The sequence below is a fragment of the Streptomyces sp. NPDC046308 genome (assembly GCF_055588065.1).
In genome coordinates this window covers 254,777-270,600 of sequence record NZ_JBVJFB010000006.1, presented here as the reverse complement: position 1 = coordinate 270,600, position 15,824 = coordinate 254,777, and the positions used below count along the sequence as shown (strand labels likewise).

Annotated in this window: 14 protein-coding genes; 8 read left to right on the top strand and 6 right to left on the bottom strand. The window is 73.3% G+C overall.

What is annotated here, in order from left to right:
- Positions 1-202: 202 nt before the first annotated feature.
- The 4 genes from ACZ6JT_RS24680 to ACZ6JT_RS24665 all read right to left on the bottom strand — a co-directional run bounded on the left by ACZ6JT_RS24680 (position 203) and on the right by ACZ6JT_RS24665 (position 3,763).
- Positions 203-1,318: an ABC transporter permease gene (locus tag ACZ6JT_RS24680; protein ID WP_469212907.1), complete on the bottom strand. Its 1,116-nt coding sequence runs from the start codon at positions 1,316-1,318 to the stop codon at positions 203-205.
- A gap of 125 nt (positions 1,319-1,443) precedes the next feature.
- On the bottom strand, positions 1,444-2,136 hold the full coding sequence (locus ACZ6JT_RS24675; protein WP_469212905.1) for an ABC transporter ATP-binding protein: 693 nt from the start codon (positions 2,134-2,136) through the stop codon (positions 1,444-1,446).
- An 11-nt stretch (positions 2,137-2,147) separates the two neighbouring features.
- Complete coding sequence (locus tag ACZ6JT_RS24670; RefSeq protein ID WP_469212903.1) at positions 2,148-3,272, bottom strand: peptidoglycan-binding protein; 1,125 nt, start codon at positions 3,270-3,272, stop codon at positions 2,148-2,150.
- Positions 3,269-3,763: a hypothetical protein gene (locus ACZ6JT_RS24665; RefSeq protein WP_469212901.1), complete on the bottom strand. Its 495-nt coding sequence runs from the start codon at positions 3,761-3,763 to the stop codon at positions 3,269-3,271. The genes ACZ6JT_RS24670 and ACZ6JT_RS24665 overlap by 4 nt, the downstream gene beginning before the upstream one ends.
- A gap of 90 nt (positions 3,764-3,853) precedes the next feature.
- Here ACZ6JT_RS24665 and ACZ6JT_RS24660 point away from each other — a divergent pair, with 90 nt between their 5' ends.
- From ACZ6JT_RS24660 to ACZ6JT_RS24650, 3 genes are read left to right on the top strand one after another with little or no spacing between them, the layout of a single operon-like run.
- Positions 3,854-4,516, top strand: a complete 663-nt coding sequence (locus ACZ6JT_RS24660) for a response regulator transcription factor (protein WP_469212899.1) — start codon at positions 3,854-3,856, stop codon at positions 4,514-4,516.
- Positions 4,513-5,841 carry an ATP-binding protein gene (locus ACZ6JT_RS24655; protein WP_469212897.1) on the top strand — a complete coding sequence of 443 codons (1,329 nt, stop codon included), beginning with the start codon at positions 4,513-4,515 and terminating at the stop codon, positions 5,839-5,841. Before ACZ6JT_RS24660 ends, ACZ6JT_RS24655 begins: the two co-directional genes overlap by 4 nt.
- 26 nt (positions 5,842-5,867) lie before the next feature.
- Positions 5,868-6,665 carry a L,D-transpeptidase family protein gene (locus ACZ6JT_RS24650; RefSeq protein WP_469212896.1) on the top strand — a complete coding sequence of 266 codons (798 nt, stop codon included), beginning with the start codon at positions 5,868-5,870 and terminating at the stop codon, positions 6,663-6,665.
- Here the strand turns inward: ACZ6JT_RS24650 and ACZ6JT_RS24645 are convergent.
- Positions 6,637-7,311, bottom strand: coding sequence for a transmembrane-type terpene cyclase (locus tag ACZ6JT_RS24645; protein WP_469213281.1), 675 nt, complete (start codon positions 7,309-7,311; stop codon positions 6,637-6,639). The two genes, ACZ6JT_RS24650 and ACZ6JT_RS24645, sit on opposite strands and share 29 nt — an antisense overlap.
- A gap of 145 nt (positions 7,312-7,456) precedes the next feature.
- Here ACZ6JT_RS24645 and ACZ6JT_RS24640 point away from each other — a divergent pair, with 145 nt between their 5' ends.
- The 5 genes from ACZ6JT_RS24640 (at position 7,457) to ACZ6JT_RS24620 (ending at position 13,890) form a co-directional block, all read left to right on the top strand.
- The gene (locus ACZ6JT_RS24640; RefSeq protein ID WP_469212894.1) at positions 7,457-8,443 is read left to right on the top strand and encodes an LLM class F420-dependent oxidoreductase; all 987 of its coding nucleotides are present in this window, start codon (positions 7,457-7,459) and stop codon (positions 8,441-8,443) included.
- Between the two features lie 2 nt (positions 8,444-8,445).
- Positions 8,446-9,231 (top strand): SDR family NAD(P)-dependent oxidoreductase, encoded by a 786-nt coding sequence (locus tag ACZ6JT_RS24635; protein ID WP_469213279.1) that lies wholly within the window; start codon positions 8,446-8,448, stop codon positions 9,229-9,231.
- A 117-nt stretch (positions 9,232-9,348) separates the two neighbouring features.
- Positions 9,349-10,470: an LLM class flavin-dependent oxidoreductase gene (locus tag ACZ6JT_RS24630; RefSeq protein WP_030706821.1), complete on the top strand. Its 1,122-nt coding sequence runs from the start codon at positions 9,349-9,351 to the stop codon at positions 10,468-10,470.
- A gap of 196 nt (positions 10,471-10,666) precedes the next feature.
- On the top strand, positions 10,667-12,406 hold the full coding sequence (locus tag ACZ6JT_RS24625; RefSeq protein ID WP_469212893.1) for an N-acyl-D-amino-acid deacylase family protein: 1,740 nt from the start codon (positions 10,667-10,669) through the stop codon (positions 12,404-12,406).
- Positions 12,403-13,890, top strand: a complete 1,488-nt coding sequence (locus ACZ6JT_RS24620) for an aldehyde dehydrogenase family protein (protein ID WP_469212892.1) — start codon at positions 12,403-12,405, stop codon at positions 13,888-13,890. The genes ACZ6JT_RS24625 and ACZ6JT_RS24620 overlap by 4 nt, the downstream gene beginning before the upstream one ends.
- Positions 13,891-13,936: 46 nt before the next feature.
- Here the strand turns inward: ACZ6JT_RS24620 and ACZ6JT_RS24615 are convergent, their stop codons facing one another.
- Positions 13,937-15,781, bottom strand: a complete 1,845-nt coding sequence (locus tag ACZ6JT_RS24615; RefSeq protein ID WP_469212890.1) for a hypothetical protein — start codon at positions 15,779-15,781, stop codon at positions 13,937-13,939.
- Between the last annotated feature and the right edge of the window lie 43 nt (positions 15,782-15,824).

Sequence of the window (15,824 nt, the reverse complement as noted above, 5' to 3'; positions counted from 1 at the left end):
CTGTGGGCTCCGCCGGGGCCCGTGGCCTTCGCCCGGCGTGTGACCTCCGCCCGGTCCGTGGCTCCCGCCCCCTGGGCGTGGCTCCCGTGCCGGGTGTGGCTCGCGCCCCGGGGGTGCCGCCCCGGGGGCGGGGCCTCCGCCCCCGCCCGGCCCCCCGGCCGTCCGGGATCGGGCCGGGGGCGGGAGTTGTGGAGGTGCCGGGCTACGTTGCCGACAGGGCCAGCGTCGGGGACAGGCGGGCCGCGCGCACCGCCGGGTAGAGGCCGGCCGCGGTGCCGATCGCCAGGGTGGCGGCGAAGCCGCCGGTCACCGCCCAGAGCGGGACCACCCACGGCAGGTCGCCGGCGCGCGCGTAGACCGCCGTGGCCGCGCCGCCGAGGACGATGCCCGCGAGGCCGCCGAGGCCGGACAGCAGCAGGGACTCCGTCACGAACTGGATCCGGATCTGCCCCTTCGTCCCGCCCAGGGACCGGCGCAGGCCGATCTCGTGGCGCCGCTCCAGCACCGAGATGATCATGGTGTTGGCGACGCCGACCCCGCCCACCAGCAGGGCGATCCCGCCCAGTCCGAGCAGCAGGGTGCTGAAGGCGCCCTCCGTGGCCGCCTTCGCCTGGAGCGCCGCCGAGGGGTCGGTGACCGAGACCGCGCTCGGCGTCTGCGGGTTGGCCGTCTGGGCGATGAGCTGCCTGACCGCCGCCACCCGCTCGTCCGCCGACCGTTCGTACACCGCCGTCGGATGGCCGTCGAAGCCCAGCAGCCGCTCGGCCACGTCCCAGCCGATCAGCGCGGAGCGCTCGATCTCCGGGGCCAGCGGGACCGGCTCCAGGATGCCGATCACCGTGAAGTACCGGCCGCCGACGAAGACCTGCCGGCCCGGCTCGGTGATGCCGAGCCGGCGCGCGGAGACGTGCCCGAGCACCACCGAGGGGTAGCGGCCGGTGGCGTCGTTGAGCCAGGTGCCGCTGCCGATCCCGGCGCGCAGGGTGCCCAGCAGGTCGTCCTTGGCCGCCTTGAGCACGACCCCGCCCGTTTCCTCCTTCGGGATGTTCTCCGAGCGGCGCACGGACTCGGCCACGTCACCGGTGGTGCCCACCGACTCGACGCCCTCGATCCGGGAGACCATCCCGAGGGCGTCCTTGGGCAGCTTGGTGTCCTGCCCGCTGAACATCCCCTTGCCGGGCGTGGCGACCAGCATGTTCGTGCCGAGCGCGTCGAGTTCGCGCAGCAGTTCGGCCTGGCTGGAGGAGGAGATGCCGACCACCGCGATCATCGTCGCGATGCCGATGGCGATGCCGAGCGCGGACAGGAACACCCGCATCGGGCGCGAGCGCAGGCCCGCCGACCCGACGTGCAGGACGTCCCGCGGGGACAGCCTCGGCGGGGTCAGCTTCCGCGCCCCCCTGCCCCTGCCCGCGCCTCCCGTACGCGTCCTCGTACGCCCCCTCACGCGACCACCCCCGCCCGGCTGCGCACGTCCGCCACGATCCGTCCGTCGCGGATCCGCACCTGCCGCGGCAGGCTCGCCGCGATCTCGTTGTCGTGGGTGATCACGGCGATGGTGGCCCCGTCCCGGTTCAGCTCGTGCAGCAGCTCCATCACCGACTCCCCGGACGCCGTGTCCAGCGCGCCCGTCGGCTCGTCGGCCAGCAGCAGGTCCGGTGCGCCCGCGACCGCCCGGGCGATGGCCACGCGCTGCTTCTGCCCGCCGGACAGTTCGTGCGGCCGGTGGTCCATCCGGTCCCCGAGGCCGACCCGCTCCAGGGCCCGCGCGGCCCTGCGCCCGCGCTCGGCGCGCGAGAGGCCGCTGTAGAGCAGCCCTTCGGCGACGTTGGCGTGGGCGCTGATGCCCGGCACCAGGTGGAAGGACTGGAAGACGAAGCCGACGTGCCGCGACCGCAGCGCCGACAACGAACGGTCCGAGAGGGCCGCGATGTCGTGCCCGGCGATCCGTACGCCGCCCGCCGTCGGGCGGTCCAGGGTGCCGACGACGTGCAGCAGGGTGGACTTGCCGGAGCCCGAGGGGCCGACGATGGCGAGGAGTTCGCCGGCGGTGACGGTGAGGTCGACGTCGCGCAGGGCGGTGACCCCGCCCGCGTACTCCTTGGTGACCCCGGTCAGCTCCACCACTGTCTCCATGTGCGTGTGCGTCACAGCTTCGGTATCCCCACCTGCATGCCCTCCTCGAGGGCGTCGCCGGTCACCTCGACCCGGCCGTTGCCGAACATGCCCAGCTCGACCTTGACCTCGCGCGCCCTGCCGTCCTCGACGACCTGGACGCCGAAGCCGCCGCCCGCGAGCGCGAGCAGGGCGTTGACCGGTACGGAGAGCACCCCCTTGCGGGTCTCGCCGGTGAGGGCGACCGTCACCGGGGACTGGTCCGGGGCGTTGACCTCGGCCGGCTCGTCGAAGGTGACGGACACCTCGACCTTGGCCTTCTGGTCGCCCCCGCCTCCGCCCCCGCCCCCGCCTCCGCCGCCCCCGCCCGCGCCGCCGTTCTCGTCGTCCGGGCCGGCCGTCCCGCCCACCGACCCGACTTTCCCGGTGGCGGTGACGCCCCCCGGCAGCCGTACGGTCACCGGGTCGCCGGGCTTGGCCGCCGCCGCCTTCGCCGCATCGATCCGGAAGCGGACGATCCGCTCGGTGCCCGTCACCGTCAGCACCGGCTTGCCGGGTCCCGGCTCGTCACCGACCGCCGCGTCGCCCTTGCGCACCCGCTGCGGCCCCGAGGCGAAGGCGATGTCCTCCTTGCCGACCTCGCCCGTCTCCGCCGCCTTGTGCGCCTTCTGCCAGCGCCTGACCGCCGTCGCCGTACCCGCCGTGAAGGTGCCGTCCTGCGGATCGAGCCCGGTCCCGTACCCCAGCGCCTGCAGGTTCCGCTTGAGCTGCTTGACGTCCTCGCCCTTGTCGCCGCTCTTCAGCGGCCGGTACACCGGCGTGGACCCGTACATGAGCCGCACCGCCCTGCCGTTGACCTCGTACAGCCTCCCGTCCCGCTCGACCACCGAGCCCTCGGCCGCGACCCACGTCAGCACGCCCGGCCCGCCCGCGTTCAGCCTGCGCTCCTGCGCGTAGCCGAGGGTGCCCTCCACCTGGAGGCCCGAGCTGAGGTCGCCGCGCCGCACCGGCGCGGTGGCCGGCGGCAGGCCGCCGCCCGCGCGCTGCTCCTGCCCGCCGGAGGCGCGCTGCGGCTGGGCGATCACGGCGTAGCCGCCGCCCGAGACGGCCAGGACGGCGGCCAGCGACCCCAGCAGCCACTTGGCGCGCTTCGTCATCGGGCCGCTTCGCACTTCTTCTGGGCCTCCTCGAAGGCCTTCTCCTGGCCCTTGGGGACCTCGGTGGCGCTCTTCATGCCGCCGTTGTACTCGGGGTCCTTGAGGGCGACCCCGTTCTCGCGCATGCACCGGATCCACGTGAGCTCCTGGTCCTTCTCCTCCTGCGTGGGCTCCTTGCCCGAGCCCGGTCCGCCCATCCCGCAGGCCTTCATGGCCTCCTGCGTCTTCTGCGGGTCGGCGCCCCCGCCGAGGGTCATCCCGCGCGGGTCCTGGCCGGGCTCGGGGTCGGGCACGTCCACGCCGTGTTCGCGCAGGCACTGACGCATCTTCACGGCCCGGTCCGCGTCCGCGCCGGCTCCGCCGCCGCTGTTCCCGCCGGCGCCTCCGGAGGCGTCCTTCTTCCCCGCCGACGTGCCGTTCGCGCAGGCGGTGGCGAACAGGGTCAGCCCGGTGACGACCGCGGCCGTGCTCATGATCAGGGATCGCTTCATGGGCCCGAGCCTGCGGTGAAAGGGCCTTTCGCTTCCCTCTCGCACCCCGCTTACGACGGCGAAATACGGATCTCCGGTAAAGAGGGGGCCATGCGCGTACTGGTGGTGGAGGACGAGGAATTCCTCCGGGAGATGATCGCCGAGGGGCTGCGCCGCGACGCGCTCGCCGTCGACGAGGCGAGCGACGGCCTGGAGGCCCTGCGGCGCCTGCGCCTGGGCGAGTACGACGTCATCGTCCTCGACCGCGACCTGCCCGGCCTGCACGGCGACGAGGTCTGCCGGCAGGTGGTGCGCGAGCGGCTGCTGACCCGCATCCTGATGCTGACCGCCTCCGGGACCGTACGGGACCGGGTGGAGGGCCTCGGCCTCGGCGCCGACGACTACCTCACCAAGCCCTTCGCCTACGACGAGCTCCTCGCCCGCGTGCTGGCCCTCGGCCGGCGCGCCCGCCCGGCGCTGCCGCCCGTCCTGGAGCGCTCCGGGATCGCCGTCGACACCGCCCGCCGCAGCGCCACCCGCGACGGGCACCGGCTCGCGCTGTCCCGCAAGGAGTTCGCCGTCCTGGAGGCCCTGCTGCGCGCCGAGGGCGCCGTCGTCAGCAACGACGACCTGATCGAGCAGGTGTGGGAGCAGGACACCAGCTACTCCACCAACGCCGTCCGCGTCACCCTCAGCAAGCTGCGCGCCAAGCTGGGCGAGCCACCGCTGATCGAGACCGTGCCGGGCGCGGGCTACCGGATCGCCGCCCGGTGAACGGGCACCGGTCACGGGTCGGGGGAGTCCTGCGCACCGAGCGCGGCCGCCTCACCGCCCTCTACGGATCGCTGCTGCTCCTCGCGGGCGGCGGACTGGTGGCGCTGGTCTACGTCCTGGTCGGCCAGGGCCTCTACGCGAGCGTCAGCGGGGCCGTCCGCACGGTCAGCCCGGCCTACGCCCTCCCCTCGCCCGGTGTCCCGCCTGGTGTCCCGCCCTCCGCCTCGCCCTCCGCCTCGCCCTCCGCCCCGCCCGGTACCGCCTCGCCCGGCCCGCGGGCCGAGGTGGGACGCAGCTGGGAACCGGCGCGGCGGCGGCCCCCGGGCGAGCCGCCCACCGACGAGGAGCTCAAGGGCTACGCGTTCACCCGGAACCTCTCGGACGCCGTCACCGACGCAACCCGGCACCGGCTGCTCGTGTACTCCCTCCTCGCCCTGGCCCTCTTCGCCGTGCTGTCGATCTGGCTCGCCTGGTGGATGGCCGGCCGGGTGCTGCGCCCCGTCGGGGTGATCACCGAGACCGCGTGCCGCCTGTCCGGGGAGAACCTCGACGAGCGGATCTCCCTCGACGCCCCGCCCGGGGAGCTCAAGGAACTGGCCGACACCTTCGACGCGATGCTGGGCCGGATGGAGCACCTGGTCTCCGCCCAGCGGCGGTTCGCCGCCAACGCGGCGCACGAACTGCGCACCCCGCTGGCCGTGCAGCGGGCGGCCGCCGAGATCGGGCTGGCCGGGGACCCGCCGCCGGAGAAGGTCGCCCGGATCCGGGCGAAGCTCATCGGCGTCGCGGACTCCAGCGAGCACCTCATCGAGTCCCTGCTGCTGCTCGCCGTGTCGGAGCAGGGGCTGGAGGCGACCGAACCGGTGGACCTGGCGGCGCTCGCGGCGGCCGAGTCGGCGGCCTGCCCGCAGGAGGGGCTGACCGTCGTACGGACGCTCGCGCCGCTGACCGTGACGGGCGACCGCGCGCTCCTCGGTCACCTCCTGCGCAACCTGCTGGTCAATGCGGTACGTCACAACCGGGTCGGGGGCCGGATCGCCGTTACGACCTCGGCGGAGGGGGAACTGACGGTGTCGAACACCGGTCCGGTGATCGATCCGGCGGACGCCCCCGGGCTCCTGGAGCCCTTCCGGCGGCGCGCCGAACGGCAGCACACCCCAGGTGAGGGCGCCGGACTGGGGCTCTCGATCGTGGCGTCGATCGCGCGGGCGCACGGGGCGGAGCTGGCGGTCGAGGCCCATCCGGCACCGGAGGGAGGTCTGACGGTGCGTGTCCTGTTCCCCGTGCCGGGCGGGACGCGCACACCGCGGGCGCACCGCCTCTGAAGACCGCCTGATGTACGGTCGGTTCAATGAGCAAGCACGCCCGAGCACGCTCCCGAGCGCCCCGTACGCCCCGCCGTGTGGCCCTGGCCGTCACCCTCGGCCTCGCGACCATCGCGGTCGGCTGGGTGTACGTCGCCCAGGACCCGGACAAGACCGCCGACGCGGCGCCGCAGGCGCGTGCGGACGCCCGCCCGCAGGCGGCCGACCGTGCCGCACGTGACGTCCGGCGGTCCCCGCTGCAGGGGCTGACCGGCATCAGCGAGCAGACCAGGGAACGGATCCCGGCCGACGCCCGCCAGCTCATCCTGGTCACCGGCAAGGCGGGCGACTCCTCGGAGTCCACCGCCGCGCTCTACACCCGCCCGACCGCCGACGTCGACTGGGTGCGGACCGAGAGCTGGCCCGCGCGCAACGGCGCCAAGGGCTGGTCGGTGGAGCGCGAGTACGGGGACCTGACCTCCCCGATGGGCGTCTTCGCGCTCACCGACGCGGGCGGCCTGCTCCCGAAGCCGCCGGGCACCCGGCTCCCGTACGACAGGAACCGCGCGTTCGTCGCCTCCGGCCGCGGCGTGAACGGCGAGTCCCTGGCCGGCTCCTTCGACTACGTCGTCGCCATCGACTACAACCGCCGGCCCGGCAAGTCCCCGCTGGACCCGGTCATGCCGGAGGGTGAGGAGAAGGGCGGCAACATCTGGCTCCACGTGGACCACGACGGCCCCTCGCAGGGCTGTGTCGGCATCCCGAAGGAGGCCATGAAGAAGGTCCTGGAGACCCTCGACCCGGCAGCGAAGCCGGTCATCGTGATGGGTCCGGAAGGCTTCTGACCCCGGGCCGGTCCCAGGGCTGGTCCCCGGGCCGGTCCCCGTCCCGGTCCCCACCCCCGTCCCGGAGCAGCAGCCCGACGTAGGCGAGGTCGAACACGCTGCACAGGATCCCCAGGCCGAGGATGAACGGGGAGCCCTCCACCACCCCGAACAGCAGGGTCGGGGCCAGCGTCCCCAGCCACTTCGCGACGGCGATGGTCAGGGACTGCCCGCGCGGACCCCGCCGGGCCGCGTACAGGGCGATGAACAGGCCGGACATCAGCAGGTTCTGCAGGAAGGCCGCGTACCGGCTCGCGTCGTGCGTCCCGAAGTGCGCGAGGAACAGCCACTGCACGGCGAAGCCGGTACCGAACACCAGGACGGACCAGGCGGCGAAGAGCGGCCGGGTCACGAAGTCCGGCAGCTCGGCCCGGCCGAACCGCAGGTAGGTGTAGACGATCACCACGTCGGCCGCCGCCCACACCACGTTCACCACGCCCTGCGCGGAGACCCCGGTCGTGAAGTCGTGGACGGCGTAGGTCGCCTCCCACGCGAAGTTCAGCGCGAGCGCGGCGACGGGCATCGCGCACGTCCGGTCCCGCAGCCCGACGCGGATCGCCTCCACGTACACGGCCGTCCAGGCGATCCCGCTGACCAGCGTGAGCATCAGATCCACCCGCGCACCTTAGAACCGTGCGGCCGATCCTGCCAGGTACGCGTTCACCCCGGCCTCTTGTCTGACGGCCCGTCAGCTACGACGATGGCCCGGCACCGACAGGACGAATCGGCAGACGAAGGCGAGGCGGGCCCCCATGGCGCGCGTGTTTCCGGAAGGTCGGCTGGTCTACGGGATGCAGCTCCCGATCCAGTCGCAGAGCACCATCTACGCCGAGCCCTGGGAGGCGTCGGCCACCGCTGCGGATCTCGCCGAGATCGCGCGGGCCGCCGACCGGTCCGGCTTCGGGTACGTGGCCACCTGCGACCACGTGGCCATCCCGCGGCGGCTCGCCGGCCCGATGAGCACCGTCTGGTACGACCCGGTGGCCACCCTGTCCTTCCTCGCCGGGATCACCGAGCGCGTGCGGCTGCTGAGCCACGTGGCGATCCTCGGCCTGCGCCACCCGCTGATCAGCGCCAAGCAGTACGCCACCCTCGACCACCTCTCCGGTGGCCGGCTGATCCTCGGCGTCGGCGCGGGGCACGTCCAGGAGGAGTTCGAGGCCCTCGGCGTGGACTTCGCCCGCCGCGGGGCCGTCCTCGACGAGACCGTGGACGCGCTGCGGGCGGCGCTGGGGCCCGAGGAGTACCCGGAGTTCGAGGGCGAGCGGTTCTCCTTCAAGGACCTCGGCCAGCTGCCCCGGCCCGCGCAGGAACGGATCCCCGTCTGGGTCGGCGGATCGTCGCCCGCCGCCGTCCGCCGGGCCGCCGTCCGGGGGGACGGCTGGCTCCCGCAGGGCGACCCGCGCGACCGGCTCCCGGCGCAGATCGCCCGCATCGGGGAGCTGCGCGCCGAGGCCGGGGTCGCCGGCCCCTGCGAGATCGGGGCGATCACCGAGGCGCTGTACGTGGGCGAGCCCGGCTGGGACACCGGCCGCCGGACCCTCACCGGCAAGCCGGAGGCGCTCGCGGAGTCCCTGCGCGAGTACAAGGCGCTCGGCGTGGACCAGATCCAGGTCCGCTTCCGCAGCCGCGACCGCGCCGAACTGGTCGACCAGATCACCGCTTTCGGGGCCGAGGTCGGCCCCCTCCTCAATGACCGGGCGACAGACGACTCGGGCCGAGACGATCAGGGAGCATGACCATGGGCAAGCTGGACGGGCGCGTCGTCATCATCACCGGCGCGGCACGCGGCCAGGGCGAGCAGGAGGCCCGGCTGTTCGCCGCCGAGGGTGCCAGGGTGCTCCTCGGTGACGTGCTGGACGAGCAGGGCGCGGCGGTGGCGAAGGACATCGGCGAGGACCGGGCCCGGTACGTACGGATGGACGTGAGCCGCGAGGAGGACTGGGCGGCCGCGGTCGCCGCGGCGAAGGAGGCCTTCGGCCGGATCGACGGCCTGGTCAACAACGCGGGCATCCTGCGCTTCAACGAGCTGACCGCGACCCCGCTGGAGGAGTTCCAGCAGGTGGTCCAGGTCAACCAGGTCGGCGCCTTCCTCGGCATCAAGACCGTGGCCCCCGAGATCGAGGCGGCCGGCGGCGGCACCATCGTCAACACCTCCTCGTACACGGGTCTGACGGGCATGGCGTACGTCGGCACCTACGCCGCAACCAAGGCGGCCGTCCTCGGCCTCACCCGGGTGGCGGCGCTGGAGCTGGCGGCCAAGGGGATCCGGGTCAACGCGATGTGCCCGGGCGCCGTGGACACTCCGATGGCCAATCCGGGGCTGCTGGACCCGGCGAACATGACCGACGAGGCCAGGGAGGCCATGGCGGAGCTCTACAAGCGGGTGGTCCCGATGGGGCGGGTGGGGCAGCCGGAGGAGATCGCCAAGCTGGCGCTCTTCCTGACCGGCGAGGACTCCTCGTACATCACCGGCCAGCCGTTCGTCATCGACGGCGGCTGGATGGCGGGCGTCAGCATCCTGTAGGGCCCCGCGCCCGGGTTATCTGATGGAGCGTCAGGTATTGACGCTCCCGCCCCCGCAGTGGAACAGTCGGGACATCGAATCTGACGCAACGTCAGAAACCAAAGGACGGTGAACCCCTTGGAATTCGGGCTCTTCGTGCAGGGATACGTGCCTGAGGCGCGCTCCAAGGTCGACCCCGAGGCAGAGCACAAGGCGCTGATCGAGGAGACCGAGTACGTCATCCAGGCGGACAAGTCCGGCTTCAAGTACGCCTGGGCCTCCGAGCACCACTTCCTGGAGGAGTACTCCCACCTGTCGGCGAACGAGGTGTTCCTCGGGTACCTCGCCCACGCCACCGAGCGCATCCACCTTGGCTCCGGCATCTTCAACCCGCTCGCCCCGGTGAACCACCCGGTCAAGGTGGCCGAGAAGGTCGCCATGCTCGACCACCTCTCCAAGGGCCGCTTCGAGTTCGGCACCGGCCGCGGCGCGGGCAGCCACGAGATCCTCGGCTTCCTGCCCGGCATCGAGGACATGAACGGCACCAAGGAGATCTGGGAGGAGACCATCGCGGAGTTCCCCAAGATGTTCCTCCAGGAGGAGTACGAGGGGTTCCAGGGCAAGCACTGGTCGCTGCCGCCGCGGAAGATCTTCCCCAAGCCGTACGGGAAGGCGCACCCGGCCATGTGGTACGCGGCCGGCTCCCCGTCCTCGTACGCGATGGCGGCGAAGAAGGGCCTGGGCGTCCTCGGCTTCAGCGTCCAGAAGGTCTCCGACATGGAGTGGGTCCTCGACCAGTACAAGACGGCGATCCGCGAGGCGAAGGCGATCGGCGCGTTCGTCAACGACAACGTGATGGTCACGTCCACCGCGATCTGTGCGGAGACGCACGACAAGGCGGTGGAGATCGCCGTCAACGCGAACATGAACCGCTTCCAGTCCCTGGTCTTCCGCTACCACGACACCTTCCCGCGGCCGGAGGCGATCCCGCAGTGGCCCGAGACCCTGCCGGAGTACAACGCGGAGATCATCGAGCTCCTGATCGCGGAGGAACTGCTGATCTGCGGTGACCCGTCGGAGGTCCGCGCCCAGTGCAAGCGCTGGGAGCAGGCGGGCGCGGACCAGCTCTCCTTCGGTCTGCCGACCGGTGTCTCGTACGAGGACACGATGACCACGATCAAGCTCATCGGCGAGCACGTCATCCCGGAGATAGACACGGACCCGGTGCACCGCACGACGCGCTTCCGTCAGGCCGTCTGACACGACGGCGAACGGGGACGGCGTCTTCCCGGACCGCCGTCCCGCACCAGCCCCGGCCGGGCGGCCTCCGGCCGGGGCCACACCCTGCCCCGGCGGCGAGGCCGGGGATTGCAGCCCCGCCGGCGTTCGAGGCGCGGGGTGTGGGGCGGAGCCCCACGAGACGGGCCGCAACGCGAAGACCGGCAGAAGGGACGTCATGCTCGACCACCTGATCAAGGGCGCGACCGTAGTGGACGGCACCGGCGCCCCCGCCCGCGTCGCGGACGTGGGGATCCGCGACGGCCGGATCGCGGCGATAGCCGCACCCGGTACCGTCACCGAGGAAGCCCGCAGCAGCGAGGACGCCACCGGCCTGGTCCTCACCCCCGGCTTCGTCGACCCCCACACGCACTACGACGCCCAGCTCTTCTGGGACCCGTACGCCACGCCCTCCATGAACCACGGCGTGACCACCGTCGCCGGCGGCAACTGCGGTTTCACCCTGGCCCCGCTCAACCCGGCCCGCCCGCAGGACGCCGACTACACGCGCCGCATGATGAGCAAGGTCGAGGGCATGGCCCTCAAGGCCCTGGAGGAGGGCGTCGACTGGACCTGGTCCACCTTCGGCGAGTACCTCGACGCCCTGGAGGGCCGGATCGCCGTCAACGCCGGCTTCATGGTCGGCCACTGCGCGCTGCGCCGCCACGTCATGGGCGAGGACGCCGTCGGCGGGCAGCCCACGCCCGAGCAGATGCAGCAGATGCTCGACCTCTTCCACGACGCCATGAACGCCGGCGCCTGGGGCCTGTCCACCACCCAGTCCTCCACCCACTCCGACGGCTCCGGCGCCCCCGTCGCCTCCCGGCACGCCAGGCCCGCCGAACTCCTGGCCCTTTCCAGGGCCGTCGCCGAACACGAGGGCACCCAGCTCGAAGCGATCGTCGCGGGGTGCCTGGACCAGTTCGCGGACGAGGAGATCGACCTCTTCGTCGACATGAGCGCCGCCGCCGGACGCCCCCTGAACTGGAACGTCCTCACCATCGACGCCGCCGTCCCCGAACGCGTCCCGCGCCAGCTGATACCCAGCGAGCGCGCCCGCAAGGCCGGCGGCCGCGTCGTCGCGCTGACCATGCCCATCCTCACCCCCATGAACATGTCCCTCGGCACCTTCTGCGCGCTGAACCTCATCCCGGGCTGGGGCGAGGTCCTCGGCCTGCCCGTCCCCGAGCGGATCGAGAAGCTCCGCGACCCCGGCGTACGCGCCGAGATGCTGCGCCGCGCCGACAGCAAGGAGGCCGGGGTCTTCCGGCGCCTCGCCCACTTCGGCCGGTACGTCATCGGCGACACGTACAGCAAGGAGAACGAGGGCCTCTCCGGCCGCGTCGTGAACGACATCGCCGCCGAGCGCGGCCAGGACCCCTTCCAGTGCCTGGTGGAGATCTGCGCCAACGACGACCTGCGCACGGTGCTCTGGCCGATGCCCACCGACAACGACCCGGCGAGCTGGGCCCTGCGCGCCGAGACCTGGCAGCACGAGGACGTCCTGCTCGGCGGCTCCGACGCGGGCGCGCACCTGGACCGGATGTGCGGGGCCCCGTACACGACCCGCTTCCTCGGCGACTGCCTGCGCGGCCGCAAGCTGGTCCCGTTGGAGCAGGCGGTACGGATGCTCACCGACGACCCGGCGCAGCTGTTCGGGCTGCGCGAGCGCGGCCGGATCGCCGAGGGCTACCACGCCGACCTGGTCCTCTTCGACCCGGAACGCATCGAGGCCGGCCCCGCGACGCTCGTCCACGACCTGCCCGGGGACAGCCCGCGGCTGGACGCGCGGGCCATCGGCATCGTCTCCGTACGGGTCAACGGGGTGGAGACCGTCCGCGACGACGAGATCACGGGGGCGGTCCCCGGGACCGTGCTCCGTTCGGGCCGTGACACGAGGACGGTGAGCACCCGATGACCGACGCGCAGCCACAGTCACGGCCGCAGAAGCTCTACATCGGCGGCGAGTGGGTGGAGCCCGCCGGCGGCCACTACGAAGTGGTCAACCCGGCGGACGAGTCGGTCGTCGGGCTCGCCCCCGAGGCCTCGCGCCCGCAGGTCGAGGACGCGGCCCGCGCCGCGGCCGAGGCCTTCGAGAGCTGGTCGCGCACGAAGCCCGAGGAGCGGGCGGCGATCCTCGACCGGGCCGCGGACATCATGCAGCGCGAGTTCGAACCGTGGACGGAGCTCGCCCGGGCGGAGACGGGCGCGCCCACCGCGATCGCGCGCGGCATGCAGGTCGGCGTCGGGGTGGCCCGCTTCCGCCGGTACGCGCGCGGGGCCCTCGAACCCGTCGAGAAGGGCCTCCCGCCGCAGGTCACGGAGGCCGGCCCGATGGGGCGGGCGAGCATCCTCGGCGCGCTGGAGGTGCGTCAGCCGGTCGGCGTGGTCACCTGCATCACCTCGTACAACAACCCGTGGGCGAACCCGGCGGGCAAGGTGGCGCCGGCCCTGGCCATGGGGAACACGGTGGTGGTCAAGCCCGCCCCGCAGGACCCGTTGTCGGTGTTCCGGATGGCGGACGCCCTGCACGAGGCGGGGGTGCCGGCGGGCGTGGTGAACGTGGTGAACGGCCAGTCGGTGGAGGTCGGCGAGGCCGCGGTGGACTCCCCGTACGTGGACATGGTGTCCTTCACCGGTTCCACGGGCGTCGGGCAGCGCATCGCGGAGGTCTGCGGCCGGACGATGAAACGGCAGCTGATGGAGCTGGGCGGCAAGGGCGCGGCGATCGTCTTCGCGGACGCCGACCTGGACGCGGCGGTGATGGGCATCGGCACCACCTTCTCCTTCTACTCCGGGCAGATCTGCACGGCCCCGACCCGGGTGGTCGCCCACCGGTCGGTCTGCGACCAACTGATCGAGAAGCTCACCGGCTACCTGGCCTTCATGAAGGTCGGCGACCCGGCGGCGGCCGGCACGGTGGTGGGCCCGGTGATCTCGGCGGCGCACCGGGACCGTGTGGAGTCGTACGTCGAGCTGGGGAAGAAGGAGGGCGCGCGGATCGCGTACGGCGGCGAGCGCCCGGTGGTGGGAGAGGACGGCAAGGGCTTCTACGTGGCCCCGACCCTCCTCGTCGACTGCACGAACGACATGCGGGTGGTCCGCGAGGAGATCTTCGGCCCGGTGGTCGTGGTCGTCCCCTTCGACGGGGACGAGGACGAGGCGGTCCGGCTGGCCAACGACAGCGACTTCGGCCTGCTGAGCTACGTGTGGTCGGGGGACTCGGCGCGCGCGTTCCGCGTGGCGCGGCGGCTGCGGGCGGGCGGGGTCGGCGTGAACACCATCGGCCGCAACATGGAGGCGCCGTTCGGCGGCTTCAAGCGCAGCGGGGTGGGGCGCGACGTGGGCTCGTACGCGCTGCACGCGTACAGCGAGATCCAGTCGATCGTCTGGACGGCGTAGCCCGCGGCCGTCGGGGTCCCGTCGAGGGACCCCGACGGCCGCCCCGCTACGGGCCCTCGGGCGGCCAGGCGTGGCCGAGGGCTTCGGCGTACGCCTTGCTGCCCCCGCAGAGCCGGGCCCAGGTGCACGGGTCCTGTGCCGCGAGCCGCTCGAGGGCGGCCCGGGCCTGCGCCTGCGGGGGTGTGCCGTCGTCCGGGATCCGCCACGCGAACTGCAGCCAGGGTTCGCCCTTGCCCGGTACACCGGGTTCGGTGCCGGGGGCGTACGTGAAGTGGAGCTCGACGGCCTGCGGATCGTCCCAGGCGGTGAAGGCCCCGCCCGCGCCGCAGCCCCAGGCGGTGAGCAGTTCGGGGCGTTTGCGGAGCCCGTCGGCGATGAGCCGGGCGGTGTCGCGCGCGGGCCAGGACCAGCTCCGGTCGTTCTCGGCCCGTTCGACCTCCGCGTCGTACGCGGCGGCGTCGCACCGGTACGCGGGGGGCTGCTGCTTCCCCTCGACGCCCCGCCAGCCGTCCCACACCACCTCGTCGCCTTCGCGGCGGATCGTCACGTAGAGCGCACCGCAGCAGTCTTCGCTGCAGTAGGCCTCGGCGAGCTTGACCTCCTTCGGTTCGGGTCCGGCCCGCAGCCGCCCGGTGTCGAGCAGGAACTCGGGGCAGATGGGGCCGCCCGAGGCGAACAGGTCCGGAACCAACGGCCTGCCGCCGAGCAGGATCCGGGTCTCCACCACGTTGCGCACGGCCGGGTCGGAGACGACGACCTCGATCTCGAACGTGGCCGGTGCGGCGGGCGGCGTGAACGGCCGGCGTCCGGTGCGGAGCATCCAGCCGGCCCGGTGGCCACTGGGGTCCGGGCCGGGGCCGGTGTGCGCGGCGGCGGCCGCGGCCTTGCCGGGGACGGCCGCCCAGAGCGGTGCGGCCAGCAGTCGGCCCAGGCTGTCGATCAGTTCGGCCCGTCGGCCCGGCGGCCACTGCAGTACCGCCCCGGCTCCGCTGCGCAGGTCCTGGGCGAGCGAGATCAGCAGGGCGTACGCGTCGGGTGACGGGGTGAGCCGATGGGCTCCGCCGACCACGGCTTCGTACACGGGACGCGCCCGCGCGTAGTCGAGGACCTCCGGCCGGTACTGGTTCGTGTCGGTCATGGCGAGCAGCAGTCGGCACGCCGCCACGGTCAGGTCGGGGTCCTGCGGGTACGCGTCGAGCAACTCGTCCAGCCGGGCGGCCTCGGCGACCCGGCGGGGCGGGCCGATCGGCTTCGCCGTGGTGGAGCGGATCAGGGCGGCGCGGACGGCGTCGCGGTCCCCGCGGGTCACGGCGTCGAGGAGGGGGTTCGGGCGGGGTGGTTCGGCTCGGAGCCGCAGTTCGGCCTCGGCCGCCGCCGGCCGGTCGATCCGGTCGAGGACGGCGACGGCCGCGAGGGAGAACTCCCGCAGCATGCCGAGGGTCCGGACGGTCGGCACGTCCTCGGGTTCGCCGAGACGGATCAGCAGGGCCAGGCCGGCGTGCACGGCCGACGGGTGGGTGCCGGTGCGGGTCAGCCGCCGGGCCAGGCGTCGAGCCCGGCCCACGTACCGGTCCTCGGGGATGATCCGGCGCACGATCCGGTGGACGCTCTTCGGCGCAACGGGGAGCGGGGCCAGCCGCGCGTGCACGGCTTCGGCGGCGCGCCCGATGATGGGGTCGGCCAGGAGCGGGACGAGGGCCGAGGTGACCGCGGCCTCGGCGGCGGCGGGGTCGAGCCGGTCGCGCCGGCTCACGGCCGGGAATCCGCCGGGGAGTGGGTATCCGCCGGACGGGACCCGGCCGTCCGGGTCGGTGCCGTGCCGGAAGAGGGCGTAGTCGTACAGGGAGGTCGTCCGGGGGGCGAGCGGCTCGCGCTCGTCGCGGACGCTCATCGGGCGGGGTGGGACTCGATTCCGTAGGTCATGCGAGGAGCCT

Excerpts from the sequence above, each read along its gene's own strand:
- ACZ6JT_RS24670 (WP_469212903.1), bottom strand. The coding sequence starts at position 3,272 with ATGACGAAGCGCGCCAAGTGGCTGCTGGGGTCGCTGGCCGCCGTCCTG.
- ACZ6JT_RS24665 (WP_469212901.1), bottom strand. The coding sequence starts at position 3,763 with ATGAAGCGATCCCTGATCATGAGCACGGCCGCGGTCGTCACCGGGCTG.
- ACZ6JT_RS24640 (WP_469212894.1), top strand. The coding sequence starts at position 7,457 with ATGGCGCGCGTGTTTCCGGAAGGTCGGCTGGTCTACGGGATGCAGCTC.
- ACZ6JT_RS24615 (WP_469212890.1), bottom strand. The coding sequence starts at position 15,781 with ATGAGCGTCCGCGACGAGCGCGAGCCGCTCGCCCCCCGGACGACCTCC.
- ACZ6JT_RS24650 (WP_469212896.1), top strand. The coding sequence starts at position 5,868 with ATGAGCAAGCACGCCCGAGCACGCTCCCGAGCGCCCCGTACGCCCCGC.
- ACZ6JT_RS24620 (WP_469212892.1), top strand. The coding sequence starts at position 12,403 with ATGACCGACGCGCAGCCACAGTCACGGCCGCAGAAGCTCTACATCGGC.
- ACZ6JT_RS24675 (WP_469212905.1), bottom strand. The coding sequence starts at position 2,136 with ATGGAGACAGTGGTGGAGCTGACCGGGGTCACCAAGGAGTACGCGGGC.
- ACZ6JT_RS24625 (WP_469212893.1), top strand. The coding sequence starts at position 10,667 with ATGCTCGACCACCTGATCAAGGGCGCGACCGTAGTGGACGGCACCGGC.
- ACZ6JT_RS24645 (WP_469213281.1), bottom strand. The coding sequence starts at position 7,311 with ATGCTCACGCTGGTCAGCGGGATCGCCTGGACGGCCGTGTACGTGGAG.
- ACZ6JT_RS24635 (WP_469213279.1), top strand. The coding sequence starts at position 8,446 with ATGGGCAAGCTGGACGGGCGCGTCGTCATCATCACCGGCGCGGCACGC.
- ACZ6JT_RS24660 (WP_469212899.1), top strand. The coding sequence starts at position 3,854 with ATGCGCGTACTGGTGGTGGAGGACGAGGAATTCCTCCGGGAGATGATC.
- ACZ6JT_RS24680 (WP_469212907.1), bottom strand. The coding sequence starts at position 1,318 with ATGCGGGTGTTCCTGTCCGCGCTCGGCATCGCCATCGGCATCGCGACG.